Annotated in this window: 14 protein-coding genes; 4 read left to right on the forward strand and 10 right to left on the reverse strand. The window is 67.5% G+C overall.

Annotation, left to right across the window (positions count from 1 at the left end):
* Positions 1-10: 10 nt before the first annotated feature.
* From AC07YS_RS25645 to AC07YS_RS25685, 9 genes are all read right to left on the reverse strand, one after another.
* Entirely contained in the window at positions 11-1,033 is a 1,023-nt protein-coding gene (locus AC07YS_RS25645) for a peptide ABC transporter ATP-binding protein (RefSeq protein ID WP_390347130.1), read from the reverse strand.
* A complete protein-coding gene (locus AC07YS_RS25650) occupies positions 1,030-2,055 on the reverse strand; it encodes an ABC transporter ATP-binding protein (protein WP_495269838.1) in 1,026 nt (341 codons plus the stop codon). Before AC07YS_RS25650 ends, AC07YS_RS25645 begins: the two co-directional genes overlap by 4 nt.
* 17 nt (positions 2,056-2,072) lie before the next feature.
* Positions 2,073-2,981 (reverse strand): ABC transporter permease subunit, encoded by a 909-nt coding sequence (locus AC07YS_RS25655; RefSeq protein ID WP_495269837.1) that lies wholly within the window; start codon positions 2,979-2,981, stop codon positions 2,073-2,075.
* A 4-nt stretch (positions 2,982-2,985) separates the two neighbouring features.
* The gene (locus AC07YS_RS25660) at positions 2,986-3,990 is read right to left on the reverse strand and encodes an ABC transporter permease subunit (RefSeq protein WP_095743299.1); all 1,005 of its coding nucleotides are present in this window, start codon (positions 3,988-3,990) and stop codon (positions 2,986-2,988) included.
* Positions 3,991-4,044: 54 nt separating this feature from the next.
* The gene (locus tag AC07YS_RS25665; RefSeq protein ID WP_070063399.1) at positions 4,045-5,724 is read right to left on the reverse strand and encodes a long-chain-fatty-acid--CoA ligase; all 1,680 of its coding nucleotides are present in this window, start codon (positions 5,722-5,724) and stop codon (positions 4,045-4,047) included.
* Between the two features lie 100 nt (positions 5,725-5,824).
* On the reverse strand, positions 5,825-7,324 hold the full coding sequence (locus AC07YS_RS25670) for an NAD(P)(+) transhydrogenase (Re/Si-specific) subunit beta (RefSeq protein ID WP_095949748.1): 1,500 nt from the start codon (positions 7,322-7,324) through the stop codon (positions 5,825-5,827).
* Positions 7,321-7,650, reverse strand: coding sequence for an NAD(P) transhydrogenase subunit alpha part 2 (locus AC07YS_RS25675; protein WP_062481510.1), 330 nt, complete (start codon positions 7,648-7,650; stop codon positions 7,321-7,323). The genes AC07YS_RS25670 and AC07YS_RS25675 overlap by 4 nt, the downstream gene beginning before the upstream one ends.
* Positions 7,651-7,699: 49 nt before the next feature.
* Complete coding sequence (panD, locus tag AC07YS_RS25680; RefSeq protein ID WP_062481508.1) at positions 7,700-8,062, reverse strand: aspartate 1-decarboxylase; 363 nt, start codon at positions 8,060-8,062, stop codon at positions 7,700-7,702.
* 16 nt (positions 8,063-8,078) lie between these two features.
* On the reverse strand, positions 8,079-9,209 hold the full coding sequence (locus AC07YS_RS25685) for a Re/Si-specific NAD(P)(+) transhydrogenase subunit alpha (RefSeq protein ID WP_492744368.1): 1,131 nt from the start codon (positions 9,207-9,209) through the stop codon (positions 8,079-8,081).
* Between the two features lie 402 nt (positions 9,210-9,611).
* Between AC07YS_RS25685 and AC07YS_RS25690 the strand changes: the two genes are divergently transcribed.
* The 3 genes from AC07YS_RS25690 to AC07YS_RS25700 all read left to right on the forward strand — a co-directional run bounded on the left by AC07YS_RS25690 (position 9,612) and on the right by AC07YS_RS25700 (position 11,348).
* Positions 9,612-10,334 (forward strand): response regulator transcription factor, encoded by a 723-nt coding sequence (locus tag AC07YS_RS25690; RefSeq protein WP_369630987.1) that lies wholly within the window; start codon positions 9,612-9,614, stop codon positions 10,332-10,334.
* 83 nt (positions 10,335-10,417) lie between these two features.
* The gene (locus AC07YS_RS25695) at positions 10,418-10,846 is read left to right on the forward strand and encodes a DUF4019 domain-containing protein (RefSeq protein ID WP_095949750.1); all 429 of its coding nucleotides are present in this window, start codon (positions 10,418-10,420) and stop codon (positions 10,844-10,846) included.
* A 28-nt stretch (positions 10,847-10,874) separates the two neighbouring features.
* Positions 10,875-11,348 (forward strand): NUDIX hydrolase, encoded by a 474-nt coding sequence (locus AC07YS_RS25700; RefSeq protein WP_095743294.1) that lies wholly within the window; start codon positions 10,875-10,877, stop codon positions 11,346-11,348.
* 7 nt (positions 11,349-11,355) lie between these two features.
* On the opposite strand, the gene mnmA is transcribed toward AC07YS_RS25700, so the two are convergent.
* Entirely contained in the window at positions 11,356-12,456 is a 1,101-nt protein-coding gene (gene mnmA, locus AC07YS_RS25705; protein ID WP_095743293.1) for a tRNA 2-thiouridine(34) synthase MnmA, read from the reverse strand.
* Positions 12,457-12,601: 145 nt separating this feature from the next.
* Here mnmA and AC07YS_RS25710 point away from each other — a divergent pair, with 145 nt between their 5' ends.
* Positions 12,602-14,320, forward strand: a complete 1,719-nt coding sequence (locus AC07YS_RS25710) for a long-chain-fatty-acid--CoA ligase (protein WP_495269836.1) — start codon at positions 12,602-12,604, stop codon at positions 14,318-14,320.
* The last annotated feature ends 2 nt before the right edge of the window (positions 14,321-14,322 follow it).

Consider the following 14,322-nt stretch of genomic DNA (forward strand, 5'->3'; position numbering starts at 1 on the left):
TCGCCGCGTCTCAGGACGCGGCGAGCACGGGACCATCGGCGCGCACGGCCGGCGCGCCATCGAGAAACTGCTCGGCGTAGTGGCAGGCCACCAGCCGTTCGTCGAGCGCGCGCAGCGCGGGGCGCTCCTCGCGGCAGCGCGGCTGCACGTGCGGGCAGCGCGTGCTGAAGACGCAGCCCGAAGGCGGGTCCAGCGGCGACGGCAGCTCGCCCTTGAGCACGATGCGCTGGCTGCTCAGGCCCGGCGTCGAGGCCAGCAGCGCCTGCGTGTAGGGATGCAGCGGCCGCGCGAAGATGCGCGACTTGGGGCCCTGCTCCACCGCGTGGCCCAGGTACATCACGAGCACGTCGTGCGCGATGTGGCGCACCACGCCCAGGTCGTGCGAGATGAAGAGGTAGGCCAGGCCCAACTCGGCCTGCAGGTCGGCCAGCAGGTTCAGCACCTGCGCCTGGATCGACACGTCGAGCGCCGACACCGGCTCGTCGGCCACCAGCAGGCGCGGCGACAGCATGAGCGCGCGCGCGATGGCGATGCGCTGGCGCTGGCCGCCCGAGAACATGTGCGGGTAGCGGTTGGCGTACTCGGGGCGCAGGCCGACGCGGGCCAGCATCTCGCGTGCTTTTTCGGCACGCTCCGGCTTGCTCAGCGTGGTGTTGATGGCCAACGGGTCTTCGAGCACCGCCGAGATCTTCTTGCGCGGGTTGAGCGAGCCGTACGGGTTCTGGAACACCAGCTGCACCGCCTGGCGCAGCTCGCGCTTGCGTTCATGCGGCGGGCTCACGGCATCGGCACCGATCAGCGTCAGCTGCCCGGCGGTGGGTTTCTCGATCAGCGCGACCATGCGCGCGAGCGTCGACTTGCCGCAGCCCGACTCGCCCACCACAGCGAGCGTGCGCCCGCGTTCGAGGCGGAACGAGATGTCGCCCACGGCGCGCAACTGCGCCGGTGCGCGGAACAGCCCGCGCCGCACGGCGTAGGTGCGCTGCAGGTTGCGCGCCTCGGCGACGATCTCCGGGGGCGATGCGTCGCTCATGGCAGCACCTCCGCGACGGCGGCGCGCGGCGGGTCCTGCGCGATGGCTTCGGCGCGCCCCGGCTCGCCGAGCGGAAAGTGGCAGCGCACCTCGGCGCCCTGCCACGCACGCAGCGCAGGTCGCACCTGGCAGGCGCGCTCGGTCACGTAGCCGCAGCGCGGCGCGAACAGGCAGCCCGCGGGCCGGTCGTGCACGCCGGGCACCACGCCGCTGATGGTGGCGAGCCGGCCTTCGGGCGCGGCGCGCTCGGGCAGCGCCGCGAGCAGCGCCTCGGTGTAGGGATGCTGCGGCGATGCGAAGAGGCGGTCGACGCGCTGGTGCTCCATCACCTGCCCCGCGTACATCACGGCGATGCGCTGCGCCATCTCGCTGACCACGCCCATGTTGTGCGTGATGAGCACGAGCGCCATGCCGCGCTCCTTCTGCAGGTCGCGCAGCAGGTCGAGGATCTGCGCCTGGATGGTCACGTCGAGCGCGGTGGTCGGCTCGTCGGCGATCAACAGGCGCGGGTTGCAGGCGATGGCCATGGCGATCATCACGCGCTGGTTCATGCCGCCCGAGAGCTGGTGCGGGTAGCTGCCCAGGCGCGACGATGCAGCGGGAATGCCGACCTGCTCGAGCAGTTCGGTCGCGCGCTTCTTCGCTTCGCGCTTGTCGAGCCTCAGGTGCAGGCGCAGCGTTTCCATCAGCTGGAAACCGATGGTGAAGCAGGGGTTGAGGCTGGTGGTCGGCTCCTGGAAGATCATCGCGACCTCCTTGCCGACCAGCGTGCGGCGCGCCTTGTCGGAGATGCCGAGCAAGTCCTTGCCCGCAAAGCGCATGTGGTCCGCGCGCACGCGGCCCGGAAAGCCGACGAGACCCATGAGCGCCATCATCGTGACGCTCTTGCCCGAGCCCGATTCGCCGACGATGCCGAGCACCTCGCCCTCTTCGAGCGTGAGGCTCACGCCGTCGACGGCGTGCAGCACGCCGCCTTGCGTGGGGAACTCGACGTGCAGATCTTTGATTTCAAGCAAAGGCATCTGTTCTCTCCTTTGCGTCAGCGCTTGAGCTTCGGGTCGAGCGCATCGCGCAGCCCGTCGCCCAGCAGATTGAAGGCCAGCACGGCCGCAAGAATGGCGAGGCCCGGGAAGGTCACGACCCACCACGCGCGCAGCACGAACTCGCGCGCATCGGCCAGCATCGTTCCCCACTCGGGCGACGGCGGCTGTGCGCCCAGGCCGATGAAGCCGAGCGCCGCCGCGTCGAGGATGGCGGTCGAGACGCCCAGCGAGGCCTGCACGATCAGCGGCGCCGAACAGTTGGGCAGCACCTCGCGGAACATCAGGCGCAGCGTGCTGGCGCCGCTCACGCGCGCCGCGGTCACGTAGTCGCGCGAGACCTCGGCGATGACCGTGGCGCGCGTGATGCGCACGTAGTGCGGCAGCACCACGATGGCCACCGCGAGCATGGCGTTGACGAGCCCCGGCCCGAGGATCGCGACGATCACGATGGCCATCAGCAGGCTGGGCATCGTGAGGATGATGTCCATCATCCGCATGATCGCGATCTCCAGCGCGCCGCGAAAGAAGCCGGCGACGAGCCCGAGCACCACGCCCACCACCACCGACAGCGCCACCACCGCGACGCCGATCGACAGCGACAGCCGCGCGCCGTGCATGAGCCTCGACAGGATGTCGCGCCCGATGGCGTCCGTTCCCAGCAGGTAGGTCCACGAGCCGCCGTCCTGCCAGGCCGGCGGCTTGAGGAACGCGGCGGCGTTGGTTTCGTTCGGTGCATGCGGCGCGATCCACGGCGCGAACATCGCCACCAGCAGCAGCACCACGATGGTGACGAGACCGATGACCGCGCCCCGGTTCGCCGAGAAGGCGGTCCAGAACTCGCGCCAGGGACCGGGAGGCGCCGAGGCCTGCGAGCCGGGGGGAACGGCGTGGGTGTTGCTCGTCATCGACTCAGTGCCTGATCCGCGGGTTGATGACGCCGTAGGCGATGTCCACCAGCAGGTTGAGCAGCATCACGATGCCGCCCAGCAGCAACATGCCGCCCTGCAGCACCGGGTAGTCGCGCCGGCCGATGGCCTCGATGAGCCACTTGCCGACACCGGGCCAGGAGAAGATGGTCTCGGTGAGGATCGCACCGGTGAAGAGCACGCCGATCTGCAGGCCGATCACCGTGACGACCGGGATCAGCGCATTGCGCAGCGCATGCAAGCCCACCACGCGAAAGCGCGACAGGCCCTTGGCGCGCGCGGTGCGGATGTAGTCCTCGCCCAGCACCTCGAGCATGGCCGAGCGCGTCATGCGCGCGATGACGGCCAGCGGCACGGTGCCCAGCACGATGGCCGGAAGAATGAGGTGGTGCAGCGCCGACCAGAAGGCCTCGGTTTCGCCGGCGCGCAGCGCATCGATCAGCAGGAAGCCGGTCTGCGGCTCGACGAAGTACTGCACCGAGATGCGACCCGACACCGGCGTCCATCCCAGCTGCACCGAGAAGAACAGGATCAGCAGCAGGCCCCACCAGAAGATCGGCATCGAGTAGCCGGTGAGCGACGTGGCCATCACGCCGTGGTCGAAGATGGAGTTGCGCCGCACCGCCGCGAGGATGCCGGCCGGCAGCCCGAGCAGCAGCGCGAAGAGAATCGCGCACACGCCGAGTTCGACGGTGGCCGGAAAGAGCGCGAGGAATTCGCTCATCACCGTGTCCTGCGTGATGAGCGACTTGCCCAGGTCACCCTGCAGCACGCGGCCGATGTAGATGCCGTATTGCACGAGCAGGGGCTTGTCCAGGCCCATGGCGGTGCGCAGTTCGGCGTGGCGCGCGGGGTCGATCCCGCGCTCGCCGGCCATCGTCTCGATGGGGTCACCCGGCACCAGCCGGATGAGAAAGAAGGCCAGCAGCGTCATGCCGATGAAGGTCGGCACGAGCAAGCCTAGACGAACGTAAATGAATCTGAGCATCGACCCGCGAATATGCAAGATCGATGCCCCGGCCCCACCCGGGCGGAACCCTTACTACTTCTTGCTATCCCGCAGTTCGCGCCGCAGGATCTTGCCCACCGGGGTCTTGGGCATGTCGGTGCGGAACTCGATCACGCGCGGCTGCTTGTAGCCCGTGAGGTTGGCGCGGCAGTACTCGCGCACCTGCGCTTCGGTGAGCGACTCGTCCTTCTTGACGATGACGAGCTTCACGGCCTCGCCGGTCTTGTCGTCGGGCACGCCCACCGCGGCGCATTCGAGCACGCCGGGCAGCATCGCCACCACGTCCTCGATCTCGTTCGGGTACACGTTGAAGCCCGACACCAGGATCATGTCCTTCTTGCGGTCGACCACCTTGAAGTAGCCGCGCTCGTCGACCACGCCGATGTCGCCGCTCTTGAAGTAGCCGTCGGGCGTCATGACCTTGGCGGTCTCGTCGGGGCGCTGCCAGTAGCCGGCCATGACCTGCGGGCCCTTGATGGCGATCTCGCCGCGCTCGCCGGTGGGCACTTCGTTGCCGTCGTCGTCGAGCAGCTTGAGCCAGGTGCTCGGCAGCGGCAGGCCGATGGTGCCGGTGTAGGCCGTGCTGTTGGTCGGGTTGCAGGTGGTCGAGGGCGAGGTTTCCGAGAGGCCGTAGCCTTCGCAGATGGGGCAGCCGGTTTTCTCGAGCCAGAGCTTGGCCACCGCGGCCTGCACCGCCATGCCGCCGCCGACCGAGACCTTCAAGTTCTTCCAGTTGACGGTGTTGAAGTCGGGGTGGTTCGCCAGCCCGTTGAACAGCGTGTTGACGGCCGGGAAGCTGTGGATGGTGTGCTTGGACAGTTCCTTGAGCACGCCGGGAATGTCGCGCGGGTTCGGGATCAGGATCAGCTTGCCGCCCGTGCGCATGCTCAGCATCATGCCGACCGTGAACGCGAAGATGTGATACAGCGGCAGCGCGCACACGCTGGTGGGCTGCTCGTTGGCCGGCACCTTGGCCATGACGGGCTCGTTCCAGGCTTCGGACTGCAGCACGTTGGCGATCACGTTGCGATGCAGCAGCACCGCGCCCTTGGACACGCCGGTGGTGCCGCCGGTGTACTGCAGCACGGCCACGTCGTCGGGGCCGGTGGCCACGGGCTTGAGCGAACCGCCCGCGCCCTTGTCGAGCGCATCGTTGAAGCGCACCGCGCCCGGCAGGCTGAAGTGCGGCACCAGCTTCTTGACGTTGCGCACCACGTAGTTGACCAGCGCGCCCTTCAGGAAGCCGAGCCGGTCGCCCATGGAGGCCAGCACGATGTGCTTGATCGGCGTGCTCGCGATGCACTGCTGCAGCGTGGTGCCGAAGTTCTCCATGATGACGATCGCCTTGGCGCCCGAGTCCTTGAGCTGGTGCTCGAGTTCGCGCGGCGTGTACAGCGGGTTCACGTTCACCAGGATCAGGCCGGCGCGCAGGATGGCGGCCACCGCGATCGGGTACTGCGGGCAGTTGGGCATCATCGCGGCGACGCGGTCGCCCTTCACGAGGCCCAGGCCCTGCAGATAGGCCGCGAAGGCCTTGCTGAGCTTGTCGGTCTCGCCGTAGCTCACGTCCTTGCCCATGAAGCTGTAGGCCGTGCGGTCGGCGTACTTGGTGAAGCTCTCCTCCATGAGCGCCACCAGCGACGGGTAGTGCGACGCGTCGATGTCGGCGGGCACGCCTTGCGGGTAGCTGCTGAGCCAGGGGCGTTCGGTCATGGATGTGTCTCCTCGGAGTCGGATGAGTTTTTAAAAACGAAAACGGCGCACGTGAGGCGCCGCGACGATCAGGCCCGCATCGCGGGCACGGACCTTCGGCCTATTCGATGGCCTTGCCCATATCTTCCACTACTTTTTTCGCATCGCCAAAGACCATCATGGTCTTGTCCATGTAGAAGAGCTCGTTGTCCAGGCCCGCGTAGCCGGCGGCCATAGAGCGCTTGTTCACGATGACGGTCTTGGCCTTGTAGGCTTCCAGGATCGGCATGCCGTAGATCGGCGTGCCCTTGGTGAGCGCGGCCGGGTTCACCACGTCGTTGGCGCCCAGGATGATCGCCACGTCGGCCTGCGCGAACTCGCCGTTGATGTCCTCCATCTCGAACACCTGGTCGTACGGCACCTCGGCCTCGGCCAGCAGCACGTTCATGTGGCCCGGCATGCGACCGGCCACGGGGTGAATGGCGTACTTCACCTTGACGCCCTTGTGCGTGAGCTTCTCGGCCAGTTCGTTCACGGCGTGCTGGGCGCGCGCCACGGCCAGGCCGTAGCCCGGAACGATGATCACCGTCTCGGCGTTGGACAGCATGTAGGCCGCGTCGTCCGCGCTGCCGCTCTTCACGGGGCGCTGTTCCTTGGCGCCGTCGGTGGCGGTGGTTGCCTCACCGCCGAAGCCGCCCAGGATCACGTTGAAGAACGAGCGGTTCATGGCCTTGCACATGATGTAGCTCAGGATCGCGCCCGAAGAGCCCACCAGCGAACCGGCCACGATCAGCATCGCGTTGTTCAGGCTGAAGCCGATGCCGGCCGCCGCCCAGCCCGAGTAGCTGTTGAGCATCGACACCACCACCGGCATGTCGGCGCCGCCGATCGGGATGATGATGAGCACGCCCATCACGAAGGCCAGCGCCAGCATCGCGAAGAACGCCGGCCAGCTTTCGGTGGCCACGAACACCAGGCCCAGGGCGATGGTCGCCAGGCCCAGCACCAGGTTCAGCATGTGCTGGCCCGAGAACTGCACCGGCGCGCCCTGGAACAGGCGGAACTTGTACTTGCCCGAGAGCTTGCCGAAGGCGATGACCGAGCCGCTGAAGGTGATGGCGCCGATGGCCGCACCCAGGAACAGCTCGAGCCGGTTGCCATAAGGAATGGCATGGCGCACGAAGCCCTCGAAGAGGACCGCGCCGTCGGGCGTGCGCGCACCGACGACAGCCGCCACGGGCGCGGCCGTGATGCCGAAGGCCCAGGGCTCGGCCACCGCGGCCACGCCGATGAACACCGCGGCCAGGCCGATCATGCTGTGCATGAAGGCGACCAGCTCGGGCATCTTGGTCATCTCGACCTTGTTGGCCATGAAGGCGCCCAGGCCGCCACCGACCACGACGGCGGCCAGCACCCAGGCGATGCCGGTGGTGAAGTCGACGTTGAGGGCGCGCGCCTGTCCGTGGACCAGCGCGATGGTGGTCAGCACGGCGATCGCCATGCCGGTCATGCCGAAGATGTTGCCGCGGATCGAGGTGGTGGGATGGGACAGGCCCTTCAGGGCCTGGATGAAGCAGACGCTGGCAACGAGGTACAGCAGCGTGACGAGGTTCATGCTCACTTGGCGGCTCCCTCAGCGGCCTTGGGGGCGGCCTTCTTGTCTTTCTTCTTGAACATCTCGAGCATCCGGCGCGTGACCAGGAAGCCGCCGAAGACGTTCACCGCGGCCAGCGCCACGGCGAGCACGCCCATGGTCTTGCCCAGCGGCGTGGTGGTGAGCGCGGCGGCCAGCATGGCGCCCACGATCACGATGGCCGAGATGGCGTTGGTCACGGCCATGAGCGGCGTGTGCAGCGCGGGCGTGACGGTCCAGACCACGTGGTAGCCGACGTAGATGGCCAGCACGAAGATGGTCAGGTTGATGACGGTGTGCGAAACGATTTCCATGGTGTTGTGTTCTCCTCGTTCGGTCTCTGTCTCTTGGTCCCGGGCTCTGTCAGAGCTTCTTGACTTCGTTGATGCGGTTGGCATCGCCAAGCAGCACCACCTTGGGCTTGTAGTCGGCGGCTTCGGCCTCGGTCATGGGGGCGTAGGTGCAGATGATGAGCAGGTCGCCCACATGCGCCTTGCGCGCCGCCGCGCCGTTGAGCGAGATGGCGCCCGAACCGCGCGCCGCCTTGATGATGTAGGTCGAGAAGCGCTCGCCGTTGTTGACGTTGTACAGCTCGATCTTTTCGTACTCGCGCATGTCGGCCGCGTCGAGCAGGTCTTCGTCGATGCCGCACGAGCCTTCGTAGTGCAGGTCGGCTTCGGTCACGGTGGCGCGATGCAGCTTCGCGCGGAGCATGGTGCGGTTCATGGAAGGCAGCCTGCTCTTACTTGCGCGTGACCTGGCCGTCTTGCGTGACCCGGCAGGCGGCGACGATGTCGTCCTCGAGGTCGATCTTGAGCGCGCCTTCCTTCGTGACGACGAGCTTGAGGAAGTCGAGCACGTTGCGCGCATACAGCGCCGACGCGTCGGCCGCCACCAGCGCCGCGAGGTTGGTTTCGCCGACGATGGTCACGCCGTGCTTGACCACGGTCTTGTCGGCCTCCGACAGCGGGCAGTTGCCGCCGATGCCGTCGGCGCCCTTGCCGGCCGCGATGTCGACGATCACCGAGCCCGGCTTCATCGACTTGACCATGTCCTCGGTGACGAGGGTGGGCGCGGCGCGACCCGGGATGAGCGCGGTGCTGATGACCACGTCGGCCAGCGCGACGCGCTTGGCGACCTCGGCCTGCTGGCGCGTGAGCCAGCTGGCGGGCATCGGGCGGGCGTAGCCGCCGACGCCTTCGGCCGCGTCTTTCTCTTCCTGCGTCTCGTAAGGCACGTCGATGAACTTGCCGCCCAGCGACTCGATCTGTTCCTTGACGCTCGGACGCACGTCCGAGGCCTCGATGACGGCGCCCAGGCGCTTGGCCGTGGCAATGGCCTGCAGGCCGGCCACGCCGACGCCCAGGATGACGACGCGCGCGGCCTTCACGGTGCCGGCGGCGGTCATCAACATGGGGAAGAAGCGCTGGTACTTGTCGGCCGCGATCATCACGGCCTTGTAGCCGGCGATGTTGGCCTGCGAGCTGAGCACGTCCATGCTCTGGGCGCGCGTGGTGCGCGGCGCGGCTTCGAGCGCGAAGCCCGTGACGCCCGCGGCGGCCAGGCGCTGCAGGCCGGCCGCGTCGAAAGGATTGAGCATGCCGATGACGACCGCGCCGGCCTTCAGCTGCGCCGCCTCGGCGTCGCTGGGCGTGCGCACCTTGAGCACCATGTCGGCGGACAACGCCCCGGCCGCATCGGTGATCTCGGCCCCTGCCGCCTGGTAGCCGGCGTCGGTGACGCTGGCTGCAATGCCGGCACCTGCCTGCACGCGCACGGTGTGCCCGGAGGCCACCAGTTTCTTCACCGTTTCGGGTGTAACGGCCACTCGGGTTTCGCCAGCCGCTGTCTCGGCAGGCACGCCTATCAACATAGAGTTCTCCTCAGGGGGAAGGGGCAGCACGGATTGCGGGCAGAGCTTACAGCAAGATTACAAGCGCACCTGTCGCCAGAATGCCGCGTTCTTTTTGCTGCTCAACGCTCGCAGGCACTGCATATGTAGCTATTTAATTGATAGCAAATTGGCGGCCGGTACGACCCCGGGGGAAACACGGGTGACCGCCGCAGAAGCGCTTGTGGCGCCTTCGCTCGCTCTGGTTCTAGATTGCAATCAACTAACACCAATTGGATTCAATTAGCAATTGAACCACATACATAAAATCAATTTGCGTGAATTAATAGTAATTCACAGCAATGATTTCAGACGCAAATAGATACACTTCGATTCATATTGCGGACACATAGAGGTCCACACAGGGCGGAACAAGGGAATGGAATGCGCATTGCAGTACTCGACACCGAGCCGGACCAACTCCGGTTGATCAACCAATCCATGGCGAGCCTCGGTCACGAGTGCCACACGTACGCCGCCGGCAAGGCGCTGCTGCACGCCATGCGCCGCGAAACCTTCGACCTGCTGGTCCTCGACTGGCGCCTGCCGGACATGAACGGCCCGGACGTCGTCAAGACGATCCGGCAGGACTACAAGAGCCGCATGCCGATCCTGTTCGTGACCGAGCGCCACGACGACAGCGACATGGTCGAAGGCCTCAATGTCGGCGCCGACGACTTCATGGCCAAGCCGCTGCGCCCGATCGAGTTCGAAGCCCGCATCAACGCGCTGCTGCGCCGCGCCTACCCCTCGCGCAACGAGCCCGAAATGGTGTTCGGACCGTACCACTTCTTTCCGCCCTCGCGCACCATCCGGGTCCACGGCGAGCTGGTCGAGCTGAAGAACCGCGAATACGAACTCGCGCTCTTCCTGTTCCAGAACCTGGGGCGCCTGCTCTCGCGCGAGCACCTGCACGAGGCGGTCTGGGGGCTGGGGGTCGAGGCGCTGTCGCGCTCGCTCGACACCCACGTGTCACGCCTGCGCACCAAGCTCGAGCTGCGCCCGTCGAACGGCTTCCTGCTGCTGGCCGTGTACGGTCTGGGCTACCGACTGGAAACCATCGAGGTCGACACGCGGCCCGCCGCTGCAGCTTCCAACGCGCGCTGAGCGCACGCCCCGGCAGGCCAGGCGGGGAACCCCTCCTCCCCGTCGGCCTCCAACTTGTTCCGTCCGAACAAGTGCCCTTCCCCATGCCCCGGCTCCTCCTGGCCGCACTGCTCCTGCTGTGCAGCGGCCTGTTCCCCGCCCTCGCTGAAGACGTCGAGGCCAGCGACATGGTGCGCGGCGGCCTGCAGGCGATCCAGATGATCGACCGGAACGAGGCCGGCGAGCTGTGGGACGGCGCCACGCCCGCCACCCGCAAGCGCATCACCCGCACCGACTTCGCCAGCAAGGTGGCCAGAAGCCGCGCCCCGCTCGGCGGGCCGCAGCAGCGCACCTGGGTGGCCGTGCACCGGCAGGTCGTGACCGACCCGGACGCCGATGCGGCCGGCCAGTACGTCAGCGTCGAGTACGAGACCCGCTTCGGCAACACGCCCGAGCGCACGCTGCGCGAACGGGTGAGCTTCCGGCTCGACGCCGACCGCATCTGGCGCTTCAGCGGCTATGTCGTGCGATAGCCGAGATGCCGATAGACTCGCGCCCACGATGCCCACACGCTGGAAACCCAATGTCACCGTGGCCGCGGTGATCGAGCAAGACGGCCGCTTCCTGCTCGTCGAAGAGCAGACCGACGACGGCCTGAAGCTCAACAACCCGGCCGGCCACCTCGACCCCGGCGAGTCGCCCGAGGACGGCTGCATTCGCGAGACGCTCGAGGAAACGGCCCACGCCTTCACGCCGACCGCGCTGCTCGGCGTGTACATGGCGCGCTCGGCCGAGCAGCCCGACGTGACCTACATGCGCTTTGCCTTCACCGGCGAACTGGGCGCGCGCGAAGAAGGTCGTGCGCTCGACGAAGGCATCGTGCGCACGCTGTGGATGAGCGTGGACGAGATCCGTGCCAGCGTGGCGCGCCATCGCAGCCCGCTGCTGCTGCGCTGCATCGAGGACTACCTCGCCGGCAAGCGCCACCCGCTCGCACTGATCCACACCGAAGACAGCGTGCGGCAGCCGCGCTAGGGCAGGTTCAGACGATGACGCCGCCCCCGAGGCAGCGCTCGCCGTCGTACAGCACGGCCGACTGCCCCGGCGTGACCGCCCATTGCGGCGCACCGAAGCGCAGGCTGAAGGCGCCGTTGGCGCCCTCGGACAGTTCGCAGGCCGCATCGGCCTGCCGGTAGCGCGCCTTCGAACCGTAGGCGCCCGCGGTGGGCGCCTCGCCGGCGACCCAGCTCGCGTCGTCGGCCTTCAGCTCGGACGACAGCAGCCACGGATGGTCGTGCCCCTGCACCACCCACAGCGTGTTCTTCTCGACGTCCTTGCGCGCGACGAACCAGGGCGAATGGTCGCCCGCGCCGCGCTGGGCGCCCTTTTCCTTCACGCCGCCGATGCCCAGCCCCTGGCGCTGGCCCAGCGTGTAGAAGCTCAGGCCCTGGTGCTCGCCGAGCTTGCGGCCGCGGTCGTCCTTGATCGGGCCCGGCTCCTTGGAGATGTAGCGGTTCAGGAAGTCGCGGAACGGCCGCTCGCCGATGAAGCAGATGCCGGTCGAGTCCTTCTTCTTCGCGTTGGGCAGGCCGATTTCTTCCGCGATGCGGCGCACCTCGGTCTTGTGCAGCTCGCCGACCGGGAACAGCGTCTTCGACAGCTGCGCCTGGTTCAGGCGGTGCAGGAAGTAGCTCTGGTCCTTCGAGTTGTCGAGCCCCTTGAGCAGCTCGTGCCGGCCCGTGGCCTCGTTCAGTCGCACGCGTGCGTAATGGCCGGTGGCGATCTTCTCGGCGCCCAGCCGCATGGCGTGGTCGAGAAAGGCCTTGAACTTGATCTCGGCGTTGCACAGCACGTCGGGGTTCGGCGTGCGGCCGGCCTTGTACTCGCGCAGGAACTCGGCGAACACGCGGTCCTTGTAGTCGGCGGCGAAGTTGACGTGCTCGATCTCGATGCCCAGCACGTCGGCCACGCTGGCGGCGTCCACGAAGTCGATGTTCGACGAGCAGTACTCGCTGTCGTCGTCGTCTTCCCAGTTCTTCATGAAGATGCCGACCACCTCGTGCCCCTGCTGCTTGAGCAGGTGCGCGGTGACCGCGGAGTCCACCCCGCCGCTCAGCCCGACCACGATCCGTTGTTTTGCCATAAGCCCGCCATTGTCCCAGCCCGGCGACAGGGGCATCCGGCGTGTGGGAAATCGGGAAAACCCGTGTCGCCGGCTTGTCAGCCCGCACTCCACGATGCGAAAGGCCGGCGCTACAGTGCCCCGAAACACAGCGGAGACAACACGCATGGCGACCCCTTCCCTCTCTGGCGACCCCACCCCCTGGACGCGCAACTACCCGCCCGGCATGCGCTGGGACGCCGACCTGCCGGTCAAGCCGGTGCAGCAGATGCTCGACGAAGCGGTCGCGCGCTGGCCCGACCATTCGGCGGTCGAGTTCATGGGCCAGGTCCTCACCTACGCCCAACTCGGCGCAGCGGTCGACCGCGCCGCCAAGGGCCTGCAGGACCTGGGCGTGAAGCCGGGCGTGCATGTCGGCCTGTACCTGCCGAACACGCCGCACTACCCGATCGCCTTCTTCGCCGTGCTCAAGGCCGGCGGCACGGTGGTGAACTACTCGCCGCTGGACGCCGAGCGCGTGCTGGCCCACAAGATCGAGGACAGCCGCACCGACATCCTCGTCACGCTCGACCTCGTGAACCTCTACCCGCTGATGGCGCGCCTGCTCGACAGCTCGCGCCTGAAGACGCTGGTGGTCGGCAGCCTCGGTGACTACGGCGCGGCGGGCGACAAGGTGCAGGCCCAGCTGCAGGCCGCCGGCCAGATCGCACCGGTGCCCACCGACGACCGCCACGTGCGCTTCACCGACCTGCTGAAAAGCGAAGGCACGCACCAGACCTACCCGCTGGGCGACCTCGCAGAAGAGATCGTCGTGCTGCAGTACACCGGCGGCACCACCGGCCTGCCCAAGGGCGCGATGCTCACGCACGCCAACCTCACGTCGGCCTCGGCGCAGTACTACGAATCGACGCGCGGCGAGCCGCCCATCCTCGACGAAGGCAAGGAACGCTTCCTGGTCGTGCTGCCGCTGTTCCACATCTTCGCGCTGAGCGCCGCGATGCTGCTGGGCGTGCGCCTGGGCGCGGCGCTGGTGCTGCACACGCGCTTCGATGTCGATGCGGTGATGAACGAACTCGCGGCCAGCAAGATCAGCGTGTTCCCCGGCGTGCCGACCATGTACACCGCCATCCTTGCGCACCCCAAGGCGAAAGAAATGGACCTGCGCTCGCTGAAGTTCTGCGGCTCGGGCGGCGCGCCGCTGCCGGTGGAGGTGGAGCAGCGCTTCTTCGAACTCACCGGCTGCCACCTCAACGAAGGCTGGGGCATGACCGAGACCTCGCCCGTGGGCACCTTCACGCCCGCGCGCGGCGTGCGCAAGGCCGGCTCGTGCGGCATGCCGCTGCCGCGCGTGCGCATCAAACTCGTGAGCCTGGACGACCCGACCAAGGACGTGACCGCGTTCGGCGAGCCCGGCGAGCTGTGCGTGCAGGGGCCGAACGTGATGAAGGGCTACTGGAACAACCCGAAGGCCACCGCCGAGTCGATGACGGCCGACGGCTACTTCCGCAGCGGCGACGTCGCGAAGATGGACGCCGACGGCTACCTCTACATCGTCGACCGCACCAAGGACATGCTGCTGTGCGGCGGCTACAACGTGTACCCGCGCGTGCTCGAGGAGGCGGTGTACGAGCACCCGTCGGTGGCCGAGGTCTGCGTGATCGGCGTGCCCGACGAGTACCGGGGCCAGTCGCCGAAGGCCTTCGTGAAACTGAAGGACGGCGCGGACGACCTCACGCTCGACGCGCTCAAGACCTTCCTGAAGAGCCGCCTGGGCAAGCACGAGATGATCGGCGCGCTCGAGATCCGCGCCGAGCTGCCCAAGACCGCCGTGGGCAAGCTCTCGAAGAAAGACCTCGTGGACGAGGAAGCCCGCAAGCGGGCCTAGCT

It is taken from the genome of Variovorax sp. GW458-11-26-14-LB1 (assembly GCF_059423965.1).